Origin of the sequence: Streptomyces sp. NPDC003077 (genome assembly GCF_040611095.1) — a bacterium.
GTDB lineage: Bacteria > Actinomycetota > Actinomycetes > Streptomycetales > Streptomycetaceae > Streptomyces.
In genome coordinates, this window is sequence record NZ_JBEXNM010000025.1 from 1 (window position 1) to 16140 (window position 16140).

Annotated in this window: 10 protein-coding genes; 6 read left to right on the forward strand and 4 right to left on the reverse strand. The window is 71.4% G+C overall.

The window, feature by feature from the left end; genetic code table 11:
* Positions 1 to 222 precede the first annotated feature (222 nt).
* Both ABZX96_RS18575 and ABZX96_RS18580 read left to right on the forward strand, forming a co-directional pair.
* On the forward strand, positions 223 to 2862 hold the full coding sequence (locus tag ABZX96_RS18575; RefSeq protein ID WP_355545602.1) for an excinuclease ABC subunit UvrA: 2640 nt from the start codon (positions 223 to 225) through the stop codon (positions 2860 to 2862).
* Between the two features lie 206 nt (positions 2863 to 3068).
* The gene (locus ABZX96_RS18580; RefSeq protein ID WP_355545604.1) at positions 3069 to 3281 is read left to right on the forward strand and encodes an EF-hand domain-containing protein; all 213 of its coding nucleotides are present in this window, start codon (positions 3069 to 3071) and stop codon (positions 3279 to 3281) included.
* 172 nt (positions 3282 to 3453) lie between these two features.
* Here ABZX96_RS18580 and ABZX96_RS18585 read toward each other — a convergent pair whose 3' ends face one another.
* Both ABZX96_RS18585 and ABZX96_RS18590 read right to left on the reverse strand, forming a co-directional pair.
* On the reverse strand, positions 3454 to 4902 hold the full coding sequence (locus ABZX96_RS18585) for an amino acid permease (RefSeq protein ID WP_355545606.1): 1449 nt from the start codon (positions 4900 to 4902) through the stop codon (positions 3454 to 3456).
* Between the two features lie 158 nt (positions 4903 to 5060).
* Positions 5061 to 5306, reverse strand: coding sequence for a hypothetical protein (locus ABZX96_RS18590; RefSeq protein ID WP_355545608.1), 246 nt, complete (start codon positions 5304 to 5306; stop codon positions 5061 to 5063).
* A gap of 124 nt (positions 5307 to 5430) precedes the next feature.
* Here ABZX96_RS18590 and ABZX96_RS18595 point away from each other — a divergent pair, with 124 nt between their 5' ends.
* Positions 5431 to 5646: a dodecin gene (locus ABZX96_RS18595; RefSeq protein ID WP_355545610.1), complete on the forward strand. Its 216-nt coding sequence runs from the start codon at positions 5431 to 5433 to the stop codon at positions 5644 to 5646.
* A gap of 439 nt (positions 5647 to 6085) precedes the next feature.
* Here ABZX96_RS18595 and ABZX96_RS18600 read toward each other — a convergent pair whose 3' ends face one another.
* Together ABZX96_RS18600 and ABZX96_RS18605 are read right to left on the reverse strand one after the other, a co-directional pair.
* Positions 6086 to 8950: a peroxidase family protein gene (locus ABZX96_RS18600; RefSeq protein ID WP_355545612.1), complete on the reverse strand. Its 2865-nt coding sequence runs from the start codon at positions 8948 to 8950 to the stop codon at positions 6086 to 6088.
* Positions 8951 to 9245: 295 nt separating this feature from the next.
* Complete coding sequence (locus ABZX96_RS18605) at positions 9246 to 9986, reverse strand: PAS domain-containing protein (protein ID WP_355545614.1); 741 nt, start codon at positions 9984 to 9986, stop codon at positions 9246 to 9248.
* 195 nt (positions 9987 to 10181) lie between these two features.
* Between ABZX96_RS18605 and ABZX96_RS18610 the strand changes: the two genes are divergently transcribed.
* From ABZX96_RS18610 to ABZX96_RS18620, 3 genes are all read left to right on the forward strand, one after another.
* Positions 10182 to 13466, forward strand: a complete 3285-nt coding sequence (locus ABZX96_RS18610; RefSeq protein ID WP_355545616.1) for a cytochrome P450 — start codon at positions 10182 to 10184, stop codon at positions 13464 to 13466.
* A gap of 441 nt (positions 13467 to 13907) precedes the next feature.
* Entirely contained in the window at positions 13908 to 14759 is an 852-nt protein-coding gene (locus ABZX96_RS18615) for a DUF4231 domain-containing protein (RefSeq protein WP_355545618.1), read from the forward strand.
* Between the two features lie 353 nt (positions 14760 to 15112).
* Positions 15113 to 15913 carry a hypothetical protein gene (locus ABZX96_RS18620; protein ID WP_355545620.1) on the forward strand — a complete coding sequence of 267 codons (801 nt, stop codon included), beginning with the start codon at positions 15113 to 15115 and terminating at the stop codon, positions 15911 to 15913.
* Positions 15914 to 16140 lie beyond the last annotated feature (227 nt).

The window sequence follows — 16140 nt, forward strand, 5'->3', positions numbered from 1 at the left end:
GCCACCAGAGCGCCCGGCCGGAGCGGGGGCGCGTGGCGGTCGGCCGGAGCGGGCGCGTGGCGGTCGGCCCCAACCCACCCACTCGCCCCGCCCCCGCCCGCGCGCCCGGCCGGAACGGGAGCCCGTGACGGCCCGGCCCACCCACGTGGCTCGCCCCGGCCCACCCACACGGCCCGATCCCCCGCCCCACCCGCTCGGCCGCCATGTCCGATCATGGAGGGTATGACCGACTCGTACGTACGGGTGCGCGGCGCCCGGGAGCACAACCTCCGTTCCGTCGACGTGGACATCCCCAGGGACGCGCTGGTCGCGTTCACCGGGGTCTCCGGGTCGGGGAAGTCCTCGCTCGCCTTCGGCACCCTGTACGCCGAGGCGCAGCGGCGCTACTTCGAGTCGGTGGCGCCGTACGCCCGGCGCCTGATCCACCAGGTCGGCGCGCCCAAGGTGGACGCCGTCACGGGGCTGCCGCCCGCCGTGGCCCTGGAGCAGCGGCGCTCCGCCCCCACCTCCCGCTCCTCCGTCGGCACCGTCACCACCCTGTCCAACACCCTGCGGATGCTCTTCTCGCGCGCCGGCACCTACCCCGAGGGCGCCGCGCGGCTGGACTCCGACGCCTTCTCGCCGAACACCGCCGCCGGGGCCTGCCCCGAGTGCCACGGACTGGGACGGGTCCACCGGGTGACCGAGGCGTCGCTGGTGCCCGACCCGTCCCTCTCCATCCGGGACGGTGCCATCGCCGCCTGGCCCGGGGCCTGGCAGGGCAAGAACCTCCGCGACATCCTCGCCACCCTCGGGTACGACATCGACCGGCCGTGGCGCGAGCTGCCCGCCGCCGACCGCGAGTGGATCCTGTTCACGGACGAACAGCCGGTCGTCACTGTGCATCCCGAGCGCGAGGCGGGACGCATCCAGCGCCCGTACCAGGGCCGGTACATGAGCGCCGAGCGCTACGTCCTGCACACCTTCGCCGACTCCAAGAGCGAGACGCTGCGCACCCGCGTGCGGCGCTACCTGGACTTCGCGCCCTGCCCGGCCTGCGACGGACGGCGGCTGCGCGCCGAGGCGCTGGCCGTCACCTTCCGGGGCCGGGACATCGCCACCCTGGCGGCGCTGCCGCTGACCGCGCTGGCGGACGTGCTGCGCCCGGTGGCGGAGGCCGGGGACGCGGCCGGCTCGCCCGAGGAAGGGGCGGCACCCTCCGCGGTCTCGGAACCCGTCCCGTCCGCGTCCGCCGAACCGGGGGACGACGTCGCCACCGTCCTGGCCCGGGACCTGCTCGCCCGCATCGAGGTGCTCACCGAACTGGGCCTCGGCTACCTGAGCGTGGACCGCCCCTCGCCCACCCTCTCCTCGGGCGAACTCCAGCGGCTGCGCCTGGCGACCCAGCTCCGGTCGGGCCTCTTCGGCGTCGTCTACGTCCTGGACGAGCCGTCGGCGGGCCTGCACCCGGCCGACACGGAGGCGCTGCTCACCGTCCTGCACCGGCTCAAGGAGGCCGGGAACTCGCTGTTCGTCGTCGAACACGACATGGACGTGGTGCGGCACGCCGACTGGATCGTGGACGTCGGCCCGCGCGCCGGGGAGCACGGCGGTCAGGTGCTCTACAGCGGGCCCGTGGACGGCCTGGCGGAGGTCACCGCGTCGGCCACCCGCCGCTTCCTCTTCGGGGACGCCGAGGCCCCGGACGCGGAGGCCCCGGACGCGGACAGGCCGGACGCGGAGACGCCGAACGCCGATGCACCGGCAGTCCGGGAGGGTTCGGAATCGCCGGGAACGACCCCGCGCACCCCCCGCCACCCCTCCGGCCGGCTCACCCTCGGCGGCGTCACCCTGCACAACCTCCGGGACCTGGACGTCTCCGTGCCCCTGGGCGCGTTCACCGCCGTCACCGGCGTCTCCGGTTCCGGCAAGTCCACGCTCGTCTCGCGCGTCCTGGCGGAGGCGGTGGCCGGGCACCTGGGCGCGGGGGAGGGCCCGGCGCCGGAGGGGGACGCGGATGAGGACGCCGGGGACGCGCCGGTCGCGCGGTGGGCGTACGCCAAGGGGCTGGACGCGATCGGCCGCCTCGTACGGGTCGACCAGAAGCCCATCGGCCGGACGCCGCGCTCCAACCTGGCCACGTACACGGGGCTGTTCGACGCGGTGCGCAAGGTGTTCGCGGCCACCGACGAGGCGCGGGCGCGGGGGTACGGCGCGGGCCGGTTCTCCTTCAACGTCCCGGCGGGCCGCTGCGAGACGTGCCAGGGCGAGGGGTTCGTCGCCGTCGAACTGCTCTTCCTGCCCGGGACGTACGCCCCGTGCGCCGCCTGCCACGGGGCCCGATACAACCCGGAGACGCTGGAGATCACCTACCGGGGCCGCACCATCGCCGACGTCCTGGGCATGACCGTGGACGCGGCGGCCGGGTTCCTCGCCGACGTCCCCGCCGCCGCCCGGGGCCTGCGCACGCTGCGCGAAGTGGGCCTGGGCTACCTGCGGCTGGGGCAGCCCGCGACCGAGTTGTCGGGCGGCGAGGCCCAGCGCATCAAGCTCGCCACCGAACTCCAGCGCGCGCACCGCGGCCACACCCTCTACCTGCTGGACGAACCCACCACCGGGCTCCACCCGGCGGACACCGAGGTGCTGCTGCGGCAACTGCACGGCCTGGTGGACGCCGGTCACACCGTGGTGGTCGTGGAGCACGACATGGCCGTGGTCGCGGGCGCCGACCACGTCATCGACCTGGGGCCGGGCGGGGGCGCGGACGGCGGCCGGATCGTGGCCGCGGGGACGCCGGACGAGGTGGCGGAGTGCGCGCGGAGCCGCACCGCGCCCTACCTGGCGCGACGGCTCGCCGGGCGCGGTCCGGCGGCGGCCGGGTGAGGCGGCGGGCGGACCGGGAGCGTCGGCCGGCGGCGGGGCCCGAGGCGGTGCGGAGACGCCGGCCGGCGGCGCGGGGCCGGGGCGGAGCGGGCGGGCCGGTCGGTTAATGTACCCAGGTCAATCCGGCGATGTGTCGGCATGGAGATTTGTCGGTGTTGCCGGTGTCCCCGGCACGGCGACCAAGCGATACGAAGGGGGCATTTCTCGTGGCAGACATCGAGACGGCCAAGGCGGCGTTCGAGCGGTTCGACGCGAACGGGGACGGCCTGGTCACCGCGGAGGAGTTCAAGCGGGCGATGGCCGAGATGGGTGACCCGTACGTCACCGGACCGGTCGCCGAGGCCGTCATACGCTCCAAGGACACCAACAAGGACGGCCTGCTCTCCTTCGAGGAGTTCTGGCAGGCGCTCCAGGACTGACGCCCCGGCCCTCTCGTCCCCGCCCCCGCCCGGACGACGGGCCGGTCCCTCCGCCGTCCGGCCTCGCCGTCCGCGACCGTGACGGCGGGGGACTTCGTACGGCGGGGGACGGGACCGCGTACGGCGGGGAGGCGGGGCGTCGGAGGTGGGCGAGGTAGCCCACCGGAGAACCTCAGGAACCGTCCCCGTCCTCCAGCGCCGCGACCTCCCGCTCCGCCTTCGCCATCTCCGAGCGGCGGTAGGAGTACGCGAAGTACACGACCAGCCCGATCACGAACCACACCGCGAAGCGGACCCAGGTCTGCCACTCCAGGAACGTGATCAGCCAGATCGAGAAGACGACGCCGAGCGCCGGCACCACCGGCATGCCGGGCGTGCGGAACGTGCGCGGCAGGTCGGGCCGCTTGTAGCGGAGCACGATCACCGCGGTGCACACGACGACGAACGCGAGCAGGATGCCGATGTTCGTCAGCTCCGCGGCCTCGCCGATCGGCAGGAACCCGGCGATGGCGGCCGAGGCGATGCCCACGATCCAGGTCACCCGGGTCGGCACCTGCCGCCGCGGGTGCGTGTGCGCGAACCACTTGGGCAGCAGCCCGTCCCGGCTCATGGAGAACCACACACGGGTGACTCCCAACATGAACGTGAACATGACCGTGAGGATGCCGATGATCGCGCCCACCGCGATCACGTCCGCCAGCCCGGTCAGCCCCACCGCCTTGAACGCCGAGGAGAACCCGCTCTCCGGGTCGATGGCCCGGTAGTCCTGCATGCCCGTCAGTACCAGGCACGCCAGGACGTACAGCACCATCGAGATCGCCAGCGAGTACAGGATCGCCTTCGGCATGTGCCGCTGGGCGTCCTTGGACTCCTCGGCCGCCGTGGACATGGCGTCGTAGCCGAAGACGGCGAAGAAGACGGTGGCCGCACCGGTGAACGCGCCGCTCACGCCGAACGGGAAGAACGGCGTGTAGTTGCCGGTCCGCACGTGGAAGAACCCCACCCCGATGACCAGCAGCACGACCAGGACCTTCAGGCCCACCACGACCGTCTCGAACCGCGCCGCGTTCTTGATGCCCAGCGTCAGCAGGTAGGCGATCAGCAGGCACAGCGCCGCCGCGAACAGGTCCACCCGGTGGCCGTCGCCCGTGCCCGGCGCGCCCAGCATCCAGGCGGGCAGTTCGACGCCCATCTCGCCGAGCAGGAAGCCGAAGTAGCCGGAGATGCCGATCGCCACGACGGCGACGATCGCGGTGTACTCCAGCAGCAGGTCCCAGCCGATGAACCAGCCCGCCAACTCGCCCAGGACCGCGTACCCGTACGTGTAGGCCGACCCCGCCTTCGGGATGAGCCCGGCGAACTCCGCGTACGAGAACGCCGCGGCGGCGCTGGCCACCCCCGCGATGAGGAACGAGACCAGAACGGCGGGCCCCGCCTTGCCGTTGGCGACCGTGCCGGCCAGCGTGAAGATCCCCGCGCCGATGATGCCGCCCACGCCGATGGCCGTCAGCTGCCACAACCCCAGGGCGCGCTGCAGCTGTTGGCCCGCTCCGCCCTCGCTCTCCTGTATCAGTGCGATCGGTTTCCGCCGCAGTACCCCTCGACCCGCGCGCAGAGCCATGCCCGTGCCCCCGCTCTTTGTCGTGTTCGGTTCCGGCGGATCATCATGGACCCTCGCGAGCGGCGGCGGAAGGCGTCCCGGGGGGAGCGGCGGGGAGCGGCGGGGGCGCGCCGAGGGGACGGGCCAAGGGACGCGCGATGGGGGCGCGGCCCGGCGGGTCAGGCCTGCGGGGCGCCGCCCACGTCCCGGCGGCTGGAGAGCGCCATCCGGGCCATCCGGGACAGGTCCAGGCAGCCGCAGGAGCACACCAGCCAGCCCTTGGCGAGCAGGGAGCGGACCTGCGGGCGCACCTCGTCACCCAGTTCCTCGGCCAGGTCGTCCTCGGAGGGCGTGTCGCCCGCCCCGACGCGCTCCGCGATCCGGAGCGCGAGCGCCTCCTCCTCCGCCGTGATGTCGAAGTCCATGGGGCGACGGTAAGCGCCCGCGCGGGACGCCGCCCGGCGGCCGGGTCGCGCGGGGGGACGCCGTGAGGCACCGTGGGAGGGAAACGGTGAAATGTCCGACCGCCCTACCGATTGGGAGGCGCCCATGAGCGAGCACACGTACCGGGTGACGGAGATCGTCGGCACCTCGCCGAACGGCGTGGACGAAGCGATCCGCAACGGCATCAAGCGGGCGTCGCAGACGCTCCGCGGCCTTGATTGGTTCGAGGTAACCCAGGTACGCGGCCATCTGGTGGACGGGGAGATCGGTCACTACCAGGTGGGCCTGAAGGTCGGCTTCCGGCTGGAGGACGGCGCCTGAGACCGGGTGACGAACGGCTCGGGCCGCGAACGGCTCGGGCCTCGTCAAGCGCACGGTCCTCACCAAGGCGCAAGCCGCACAGCGGACGACCCGCGAATGGCGCGGGCCACGAAACGACCAACGAGAGGCGCGGGCCACGAACGGCCCGCGCCTCAAAAGGGCACGGTGCCCGACGAGGCACAAGCCGCGAACGGGCGACCCGCGACGAACGGCCCGCGCCTCGAAGCCCACAGCCCTGGACAAGGCGCGGGCCGCAGAGGGCGCAGCCCGCGAAAGGCACGGCCCGTAAAGCGCACGGCCCCAGGCAAAGCGCACCGTCCGCGAAAGGCGCGGGCCGCCCCCTCCCCGTAGGAAGGGAACGGCCCGCGCCCCCAGCTCTCCCGGGGCCGCGGCGGCACTCACCGCCGCGGCCGTACGGGGCCCGGTCGGCCGTGGTCCCTCACACGCCCGAGCCGGGGCCGCGCTCCGGGATCACCGGCCGCCACGGCGCGAAGGCGCTCGCGCCGCGCGGCAGCATCGCGGCCAGCTCCGGGCAGTGCCGCAGGATGATCGAGTTCATGCCGCCCTTGGCGACCCAGTCCATGCCCAGCGGCGTGTAGAGCTCGGGCCGGAAGTCCACCGTCAGGAAGCGGTCGGACTGGATGCGCCGGGTCGCCATCAGGATGAAGATCCGGAAGGCGGTGTCGCTGAAGCCGAAGCCCTTGGGCGGGTTCTCGGCGAACAGGCCGACCATGGTGTCGACCTCGTCGACGTTCCGGTAGACCTCCTTGAGCTGGGCCGCGATCTCCGGATCGGGGTTGATGTCCTCGAAGCGGGTGACGCGCTGCTTGTGCAGCCCGGCGCGGAAGTCGTTGTACCGCGGCACGCCGCGCCGCCGGGTCCGTACGAGGTCGACCACCGACAGATCGATGATCTCCCCGTCGCGCTCGAAGTGGGTGAGCGCCCGAGGGTAGTTGTGCAGCGTGATGGCGCCCGGGTGGGCGATGCCGAGGGAGTACAGCGTGTCGGTGAGCCCGGTCTTGCGGGCCACGCCCTCGGCCGCGGTGCCCTGGACGTCGTGGAAGGCCAGCGTCTCCAGCCGCTGCCCGAAGCGGTGCTCGCGCAGCTCGTACTCGTCCGGGATCAGCGGGTGCATCCGGTAGACGGTGACGAAGTCCTCCGTCAGGGAGTACGGCACCTTGTGGTGGTCGGGCAGCGTCTTGGGGATGCCCTTGAGCGCGTGCTCCTCGAACAGCCACAGGCCCAGCTTGTTGAGCCAGTTGTTCGGCGGGCCCTCCCAGTTGGTGCGCAGGCCGATGTCGATGGCCTCGGTGGCCAGGATCGCCGGGGTCCACTCCACCGTGTGGATCTTCGCGATCAGCGCGGAGACCACCAGGCGCGCGGTGTGGTAGATCCGGTCCTCGCTCATCCGGGGGTACTCGGCGCGCAGCGCGTCACACAGCGCGTTGTGCTCGCGGGCGAAGAGGGTGTGCATCACGCTCAGGCCCAGCCACCAGTTCTCGTTGAAGCCGGTGAGCGGGATGCCGTTGGAGCCGACGGGCAGGTGGCCGTCCTCCAGCCGCAGCTTGGCGCCGCCGTCCGGCTCGCGCAGCGAACGCGCCGTGTGCTCGTCACCGCCGTACACCTCGGAGCCGTCCCACCACGGCGTGGCGGTGTTGCCGAACAGCAGTGGCGGCTTGCCGGGCTGCTCGATGCCGACGTTGTCGGTGAACCGCATCAGGTTCTCCGGCGGGCCGCCCGGGGTGTTGTACCAGCTCTCACCGGGAGGCAGCGGCACCTCCACGGACCGGCCGCCGACCGGGTGGCGCTGGTGGTTGACCCAGTCGTGCACCTGGAACTGGATCCAGGCCGCCGCCAGGACGTTCAGCGAGGTCGCGGGCAGGAACGCGTCCCGGTGCAGCAGCCGGCGGGCGGTCGTGACCGGGTTCGGGATGTCGAAGAGGTCCGGCCGGTAGACCGGCTTGAGGTTCCGCCCGAAGGTCGCGCCCACCGCGCCCATCTTCGGCGCGGACAGGTCGGTGGACGAACCGTCGTACGTACGGGCCGTCCGCGCCTCCTCGTTGATCTTCTCTGGCACCGGCACCACGGCCGGCGGCGCCTCCGGGATGTCGGTGTCGATGAGGTTGAACCGGCGCAGCGCCTGCCGCAGGGCGACCAGGTTGAGCAGGCTCAGTTGCAGCGGCAGCCGGTGCCAGGGCACGTACCGGTTGACGATCCGGAACGTGGCGCGGACGGGGATGCCCAGCACCGTGTTGCGCAGCGGCTCCTCGGTGCGGAAGCGGGTGCCCAGCCGGTGCGCGGCGCTCGCCTGGTACGCGACCTTGCGCGCCCGGTTGAGGTTGCCCAGCGGGCGGAACTCCTCGGTGGTGTGCCACGGGTTGAACGACAGCTGCTCCACCCGGCGCTCGGCGGAACCGGCCTCGGCGCTGCTCAGATCCTGGCGCGGCACGGTCAGCCGGGCGATGGGCACCACCGGCGCGTCCGACTCCTTCCAGTCCGTCGCGCCGTTCTCCACCGGCGTCCGCTTCTCGTCCACGAACCGCTGGACGCACAGCTCGAACTCGACGTCCGACACGGACAGCCGCGACACCAGCTCGTGCCGCAGGTGGTCGGGGTCGTGCCGGTCCGGGCGCGGGGCCGGCGTCCCGCCGGGCGCCGGGCGGAACTGGTAGCGCACCGGGCCCGCCTCGCCCCACAGGATCGCGCCCCGGCTCCAGTACGTCTCGCGGGCCAGCGAACCCACCGTGTGCCGCGCCGCCGCCTGCACGTTGCGGCGCATCCGGGTGGCCGTGTTCCAGCCCACCGCCAGCGGCAGCTTCACCAGCAGCCCGAACGCCTTCTGGAGCGGGTTGCCCGCGCCCGCCATCGCCTTGGCGAACGCCACGAACTCCCGGGCGTTGGCCGCGTGCGACACGGGGAAGTTGGTCGCCAGCAGGTCGTGCGCCTCCTCGCCGGAGACCTCCACCCGCACGGCGATGCCCCGCAGGTCCGGCGAGCTGTCCGCCTGCGCCGTCCCGCTCGCGTTGGACAGCCGGACCTGCGCCGGGTACTCGGCCCCGGGCTGGGCGAACCCCACGGTCAGGGCCGCCGGCAGGTCGTCGTCGAAGCGCAGCCGGGCGTTCTCCACACCGAGCGCGGCCTTGGCGTGGAAGGCACGGGCCACGCCCGCCGCGCCACTGGCCTTCTTGTTCTTCAGCTGCACCTGCATCAGTTGGCGCGCGAGCTCCTCGAAGACCAGCCGTTCGGCTTCGGGACTGCCGCCTTCGTACGTCTCGTACTGCACGTAGTTCACGGTGTCGGCCATGGCTGAGCACCCTCCGAACGGAAGAAGGGCGCCCGACGCTACCCGCCCCGGCCGGTCCCCTGACAGGGGTGGTTTCGGGCGGAATTGTGGATCTACGGGGGCGTTCTGGTGGGGTGGTGGGGGCACTCGTGCGCACGCGGGGGCGTTCTGGTGGGGTGGTGCGGCGTTCGTGCGCACGCGGGGGCCGATTCGTCCCGTTCCCGTGTGGCGGCCCGGTCCGTTCTCGGCCCGCGGCGCCGTCCGCCCTCATAGGGTGGCGCGGGCCGTCGTCAGGGGGTCGCGCCCCCGTCCGTCCTCACGCGGCGGGCTCCGGCGGCCAGACCCCCGGGGCCAGGACCCCCAGCGCGTACGCCTTCGCGACCAGGGCCGTCCGGCCGCGCACCCGCCAGCGGCGGGCCAGGCGGGTGAGGTGGTAGTTGACACCGTCTACGGTCAGCCCCAGCGCCTTGCCGACGGCGGCGGTCGTCGCGCCGGACGCGGCGAGCGCGAGGATGCGGGCCTCGACCGGGCTGGTCCGCGCGCGAGCGGGAGGAGGCGCCTCCCGGCGGACCCGCAGCAGGGCGAGCAGCGCCGGAGGGTCGAGGGAGGGGTCGCCCACCGGATCGACCGTCAGTTCCCCTTCCCGCTCGACCCCGTCGGTGCCGGGCCGCCAGTGGACCTCCACCGGATACCGCGACCTGTGACCCAGCCGCAGCGCCTCCGCCACCCGCTTGAGCTGGGCCGTCGAGCGCGGCCGGAACAGGTCCAGCAGGTTGCGGCCGGTCAGCCGGCCGGGGACGGTGCCCCACTCGGCGGCCATCGCCGGGTTCGCGATCAGAATCCCGCCGTCCGCCCGGCACACCGCGATCGGCGTGGGGATGCGGTCCAGGAGGATGAGGAAGTAGTCGCGCCAGGCGTCCCGGGACGGGGACGGCGCCGCCGTCACCACACCGGCGAGGCATTCGGGATGCGGGGCTTCGAGACCCTCTGGAATGCCGCCCGACGGATCGTCAGGCGCCTTGCCGGAGAGGGGGATCGGAGGCCCATCGGATTCCATGGTGTCCCTTTCACTCCCTTTCCTGTCTCTCTCACACCGTTTGCGTTCCCCGCCGCGTCTCCCGTCCCGGAAGCGCGCGACGCGGGCCCATAAAACCTTTCCCGTCCACGCGCAAGAGGACGTGGCGAAAAACCACTGCACAATCATGCAGGTGCCGCGCCGGGGATGGCGCACCGGGCCGGTCAGGCTGGAGGAATGACCGACACGATCCGCCTCCCCGAGCCGGAGCACGCCACCGCGTCCGCCCCTCTCGCCTCGGACCCCGCTCGCGAACACGTCGAGACCGGCCCCGACGGCCTGCTCGTCGTCGACATCACCCCGGTCGGCCTCAGCCGCACGCCCCTCCAGCAGGTCATGGACCTCACCCGCCGGTACGGCCCGGTCTTCCGGCGCCGGCTGCACGGGCGGGACGCGCTGTTCGTCTCGTCGCTGGAGCTGGTCACCGAGGTCGCGGACGAGGAGCGGTTCGCCAAGGGCGTCTCGCCCGTGCTGGACAACGTGCGGGAGTTCGCCGGCGACGGCCTGTTCACCGCCTACAACGACGAGCCGAACTGGGCGAAGGCGCACGAACTGCTCATGCCGGCCTTCGCGCTCGGCTCGATGCGCACCTACCACCCGGTGATGCTGCGGGTGGCCCGGCGCGTGATCGAGAGCTGGGACCGCCGGGCGGCCGACGGCACGCCCGTGGACGTGCCCGAGGACATGACGCGGATGACGCTGGACACCATCGGGCTCGCCGGGTTCGGCTTCGACTTCGAGTCCTTCGGGCGGGACACCCCGCACCCCTTCGTGGACGCGATGGTCCGCTGCCTGGAATGGAGCATGACGCGCCTGGCCCGCACGCCCGGCGTGGACTACTCCGAGCGGGACGAGGCCTTCCGGGCCGACGCCGACTACCTCGCCTCCGTCGTGGACGAGGTCATCGCCGCCCGCCGGGAGAGCGGCGACACCTCCGAGGACGACCTGCTGGGCCTGATGCTCGGCGCCGCCGCGCCGGAGGGCGGCGCTGCCGGGGACGACGACGGCACGGGTGACGACGGCGCCGGTGACGGCCGCCCCACCCTCGACCTCGCCAACATCCGCAACCAGGTCATCACCTTCCTGATCGCCGGCCACGAGACGACCTCCGGCGCCCTGTCCTTCGCCCTCTACCACCTGCTGAAGGACCCGGTCGCGCTCCGCCTGGCCCAGCGCGAGGCCGACGCGCTCTGGGGCGACGAGGAGGACCCGGACCCGTCCTTCGACGACATCGCCCGGCTGCCCTTCACCCGCCAGGTCCTCAACGAGGCGCTGCGGCTGTGGCCCACCGCCGCCGCCTTCACCCGGCAGGCCCGCCAGGACACCCTGCTCGGCGGGCGCTACCCGGTCCGCGCCGGGCAGCTGATCAGCGTCCTGACGCCGATGCTGCACCGGGACCCGGTCTGGGGCGACAACCCCGAGCTGTTCGACCCCACCCGGTTCGCGCCGGAGGCGGAGGCGGCCCGCTCCCCGCACGCGTACAAGCCCTTCGGCACGGGCGAGCGCGCCTGCATCGGGCGGCAGTTCGCGCTGCACGAGGCCACCATGCTGCTCGCCCTCCTGGTGCACCGCTACCGGCTGATCGACCACGCCGACTACCGGCTGAACGTCAAGGAGACGCTGACCCTCAAGCCGGACGGCTTCACGCTCACCCTGGCGCCCCGCACCCCCGCCGACCGGGCCGCGCTGCGCGCCGCGCTGTCCGTGCTCCCGGGCGGCACCGAGTCCGCCGAGTCCGCCGCCGGTACCGCCGAGGACGACGGCCTGCCCACCCGCGTGCGGCAGGGCACCGGCCTGCTGCTCCTGCACGGCACCAACTACGGGACCTGCCGCGAGTTCGCCGAGCGGCTCGCCGACGAGGCCGCCGCCCTGGGCTGCGCCACCGAGGTCGCCCCGCTGGACGCGTACGCGGGCGCGCTGCCCGCCGACCGCCCCGTCGTCCTCGTCGCCGCCTCCTACAACGGGCAGCCCACCGACGACGCGGCCGGCTTCGTCCGCTGGGCCGAGGGTGCGGACGACGGCGCCGCCGCGGGCGTCCCGTTCGCCGTCCTGGGCGTCGGCGACCGCAACTGGGCCGCCACCTACCAGCGCGTCCCGACCCTGCTGGACGAGCGGCTGGCGGCCCTCGGCGGCGACCGGCTGCTGCCGCGCGCCGAGGCCGACGCCTCCGGCGACCTGTCCGGGACCGTCCGCCCCTTCAGCGCCGCGCTGCGCACCGCCCTGCTGGCGCGCTACGGCGACCCCGACACCGTCGGAGCGACCGCGGACGACGCCCCGGCGGGGTACGAGGTCACCGAGGTCGCCGGCGGCCCGCTGGACGCCCTCGCCGCCCGGCACGGCCTGGCCCCCATGACCGTCACCGAGGCCCACGACCTCACCGCCCCCGGCCACCCGCGCCGCAAGCGCTTCCTGCGCCTGGCGCTGCCCGAGGGCGTCACCTACCGCACCGCCGACCACATCGCCGTCCTCCCGGTCAACGCCCCCGAGAAGGTGGCCCGCGCGGCAGCCGCCCTCGGCGCCGACCCGGACACCGTCCTCGCGCTGCGCGCCCGCCGCCCCGGCCGCGACACGCTGCCCGTCGACCGCCCGCTGACCGTCCGCGAACTCCTCGCCCACCACCTGGAGCTCGGCGCCCGCCCGACCCCGGACCAGGTCGCCGTGCTCGCCGCGCACAACCCGTGCCCGCCCGAGCGCGCCGCCCTGGAGGCCTGGACCCCCGAGGACCCGCGCACCCTGCTCGACCTGATCGCCGACCATCCGGCGCTGCGCGGCGCGCTGCCCTGGCCGGTCGTACTCGACCTGCTGCCGGCGCTGCGCATCCGGCACTACTCGGTGTCCTCCTCGCCCGCCGCCGACCCCCGGCACGTGGACCTGATGGTCTCCCTGCTGCCCGGCGGCACCGGCTCGGAGCACCTGCACGCGCTGCGGCCCGGTGACACCGTCCTGGCCCGCCTCCAGCCGTGCCGGGAGGCGTTCCGCCTCGACCCCGCCGACCCGTCCCCGGTCATCATGATCGCGGCCGGTACCGGCCTGGCCCCCTTCCGCGGCGCCGTCACCGACCGCCTGGCCCTGGCACGTTCCGGCAAGGCCCTCGCCCCGGCCCTGCTCTACTTCGGCTGCGATGCCCCGGACGCGGACTTCCTGCACGCCGCCGAACTGGCCGCCGCCGAAGCCGCCGGCGCCGTCTCCGTCCGCCCCGCCTTCAGCGCCCGCCCGCAGGACGGCCGCCGCTACGTCCAGCACCGCGTCGCCGCCGAGGCCGACGAGGTCTGGACCTTGCTGGAGGCCGGGGCCCGGGTCCACGTCTGCGGCGACGGCAGCCGCATGGCCCCCGGCGTCCGCGACGCCTTCCGCACCCTGTACGCCGAACGCACCGGCGCCTCGGTCGAGGAGGCCGAAGCCTGGCTGCGGGACCTGACCGCGGCGGGGCGCTATGTGGAGGACGTGTACGCGGCGGGGTGAGCCGTCTCCGTCCGTTCGCAGAGGACGCGGGGCCCCGGCAGCCAGCTCGTTGCCGGGGCTCCGCGCTGTTACCGGCTTCTCACAGACCTCCTCACCGCTTTATCCACGGCTTTCATACCGCGAGCGTCCCACTGAAAAAGCGAGAACGATGATCGGGCGTTGGATGGTTTCGCGTGGACTTTGGCGTCTGAGACGACCTGGTCGGATACATGGGGAATAATCCTCAATCTGCTCTATATTCTCTCCTATGCTCCATCCACTCGCCCGCGAAATTCAGGTGACCAGTACTTTTCCGCCTTTCTGTCTGACATCTCCATAGCCTTCGTGGCAGTGTCGGTAGTGATCTGGGCTGCTTGGCGGAGTGAGTATGGGACGGCGCCAGGCGAGGTCCGTTCCACCGACCAAGCAGTCATGGGGACGACCGGGAAGGGTGCCCAATCCGTGGCGCGCAACTTGAACGACGGTGCTCCCAGCCGCCTGGAGGGAGCTAGTCGACGTCTACTGTTCGACACTCGCAACGAGGCGAGGACTGCTGAAACCAGACTTTTTCGACGCATCATGATCAACCGCGCTCAGCGCGTCGCTCTGGCGATCGGAGTGGCGGCCATCCTGACTGCCACCTGCGGCACTGCGCTGACATGGGAGACGTCTCGATTCGTCAAAGGCAACATTATCTGCGGCGCAGTGGTCGCACTATGCACTGCAGCCATCGTGGCAGTCAGAGACAGTTCCCTGAAGAGCAGGCGCGAACTGGAAGCCGCGTTGGAGGAGACTCGGGAGTCGCTGCGCCGACTGAATGCTCATGAACACCCTCCGCTGTCCGAGCGGCGCCTGCTCTACCGTGAGGACATAACCGGGGTCATCGAGCAGTATCAGTCCGACAGTCGCAAGTACCGTCGCGTTCACAACATCCTGCAATCCCTCATCATCATCGGTTCCGCTGCAACCACGACCATCGCTGCCCTGGACACAGGCAAGGAGTTGACCTGGCAGAGCGTTTCGCTTACCGGCATCAGTTTCGCAATTACGCTCGCAGCGGCGTTCACGGGTTACTACAAGTACCGCGAGCGCAGCTTCTTCTTGCAGCAGACCGCCGACGACATTGAAAAGGAGGCCAATGCGGTCGCTCTCGGGATCGGTCCCTATAGCGAGTTCGAGCCAGCGCAGGAGCAGGAATCCCTCAAGTTGTTCACACAACGTGTCGAGGACTTGCGTAACGAGCAACGTCGGCGTCAGCAACAACTGGATCAGCCTACGGAGCAGGCGCCACCTGCTACTCCTCCGCCCGCCTGATCAAAGGTGGATATAAGGTCCACGAACTGATGGGTATGGGCATGGATATCCTGGCCAGGTGGGGATGATGGTTCCGAGCGAAGCTTCCGGACAAGGATTATCTGATCGGAGGAATAGGATGCATTCGCTGCTCCATGAGGCGTCCTGTCGCACTGCCTGTTCATATACACGAACCGTCGACACCCGTTGGCGTAGCGTTGAACACGACACCCGCCAGAAGAAGTCGAGCCGCTGCAGTATGCGAGCCCGATCACTCCGTCGTCGAACGGTGTCGCCGAGTCCCGGGGCGGTGTAACCAGGCTTATGGGGCGTCCCATTCCGCTAGGTCGTTACCTCAGTGATGATGTGTTGCCATGAAGGAATTTATCGTCGCTCTAGTGGCCGCAGCGTTTGGTCTGGCAGGTACAGTCGTCGGTGCAGCTCTTTCGGCGCGAGCCGCGAAGAAAGGGGCCTCGCTCAGTGCTCAAGCAGCCCTGCAGCAAGTCCGCGACCAAGGCGCAGTCGATCAATCCCACTGGCTGCGACAACAGAGACTTCAAGCATATGAAGGTTTCTTGGCGGCCTGGGATGAGTGCCTTCGCCTTGTTGACTCCGTAGGGCTGCCGGGAGACTACGGGTCGTCTGGAACCAACCCTCTGAAGGAAGCCGCCGGTCGTATGACAGAGCGTGCTCGAAGGATCGACATCTTAGGTCCGGCCGAAGTGGCACTGGCAGCGGAAGAGCTCGCAGACAGCATGCGACGTGACGTGGACATCGCCACCAAGTTGAAGCAACTGACAGAGTCGATGGTTCCGGCAGCAACTGAACGCATAACCAATGAGACAGCGCCGGCAATGACAGCCGCTACGGAGGCCATGCAGGAGACGTCAAGACAGATGCAAGAACTCATGGCAGGAGCCAACGACAGCGGTCGGATGCTCCATGAGGACCCGCGGGTGGAAGCGCTATTTGAGAGCTTCGCACAAGCACAGGAACTTGCCGAAGCTGCAATCGATCGTGCGAATGAGGATGGCGACGAGATGTCTGCATTCCTTGATCAAGCGACGGTTGTAGTCGATGAACTGAAGCGTAATCAGGAGGCCCGTGCAGGGATCCGCGATCGGTTCACGATCGCCGCAAGGCGCACGCTCGATTCCGCAACTCCAAGCGCTTAATTGCACTCAAGAGATGAAACTGTGCCAAGTTCCTGGGGCGCTTGCTGATCTCGTTGAGGATTTATTCCTGGGCGTTCCTCGCAGGGACAGCGGCGTATCGAGACACGGCCGCCGCAATAACGGGTCAACGGGCTCGTGCTTCGGCGGCACGGTTGCGTCACCAAGGAAGCCCTACATTTTCGATTGTTCCCTTCTCTCTAGCCGAGTCGGGGGCACGCTCGGTCCCT

What these genes read in the sequence shown, in the direction of transcription:
- ABZX96_RS18600 (WP_355545612.1), bottom strand. Translation starts at nt 8,950, where the DNA reads ATGGCCGACACCGTGAACTACGTGCAGTACGAGACGTACGAAGGCGGC.
- ABZX96_RS18575 (WP_355545602.1), top strand. Translation starts at nt 223, where the DNA reads ATGACCGACTCGTACGTACGGGTGCGCGGCGCCCGGGAGCACAACCTC.
- ABZX96_RS18610 (WP_355545616.1), top strand. Translation starts at nt 10,182, where the DNA reads ATGACCGACACGATCCGCCTCCCCGAGCCGGAGCACGCCACCGCGTCC.
- ABZX96_RS18605 (WP_355545614.1), bottom strand. Translation starts at nt 9,986, where the DNA reads ATGGAATCCGATGGGCCTCCGATCCCCCTCTCCGGCAAGGCGCCTGAC.
- ABZX96_RS18620 (WP_355545620.1), top strand. Translation starts at nt 15,113, where the DNA reads ATGAAGGAATTTATCGTCGCTCTAGTGGCCGCAGCGTTTGGTCTGGCA.
- ABZX96_RS18595 (WP_355545610.1), top strand. Translation starts at nt 5,431, where the DNA reads ATGAGCGAGCACACGTACCGGGTGACGGAGATCGTCGGCACCTCGCCG.
- ABZX96_RS18590 (WP_355545608.1), bottom strand. Translation starts at nt 5,306, where the DNA reads ATGGACTTCGACATCACGGCGGAGGAGGAGGCGCTCGCGCTCCGGATC.
- ABZX96_RS18585 (WP_355545606.1), bottom strand. Translation starts at nt 4,902, where the DNA reads ATGGCTCTGCGCGCGGGTCGAGGGGTACTGCGGCGGAAACCGATCGCA.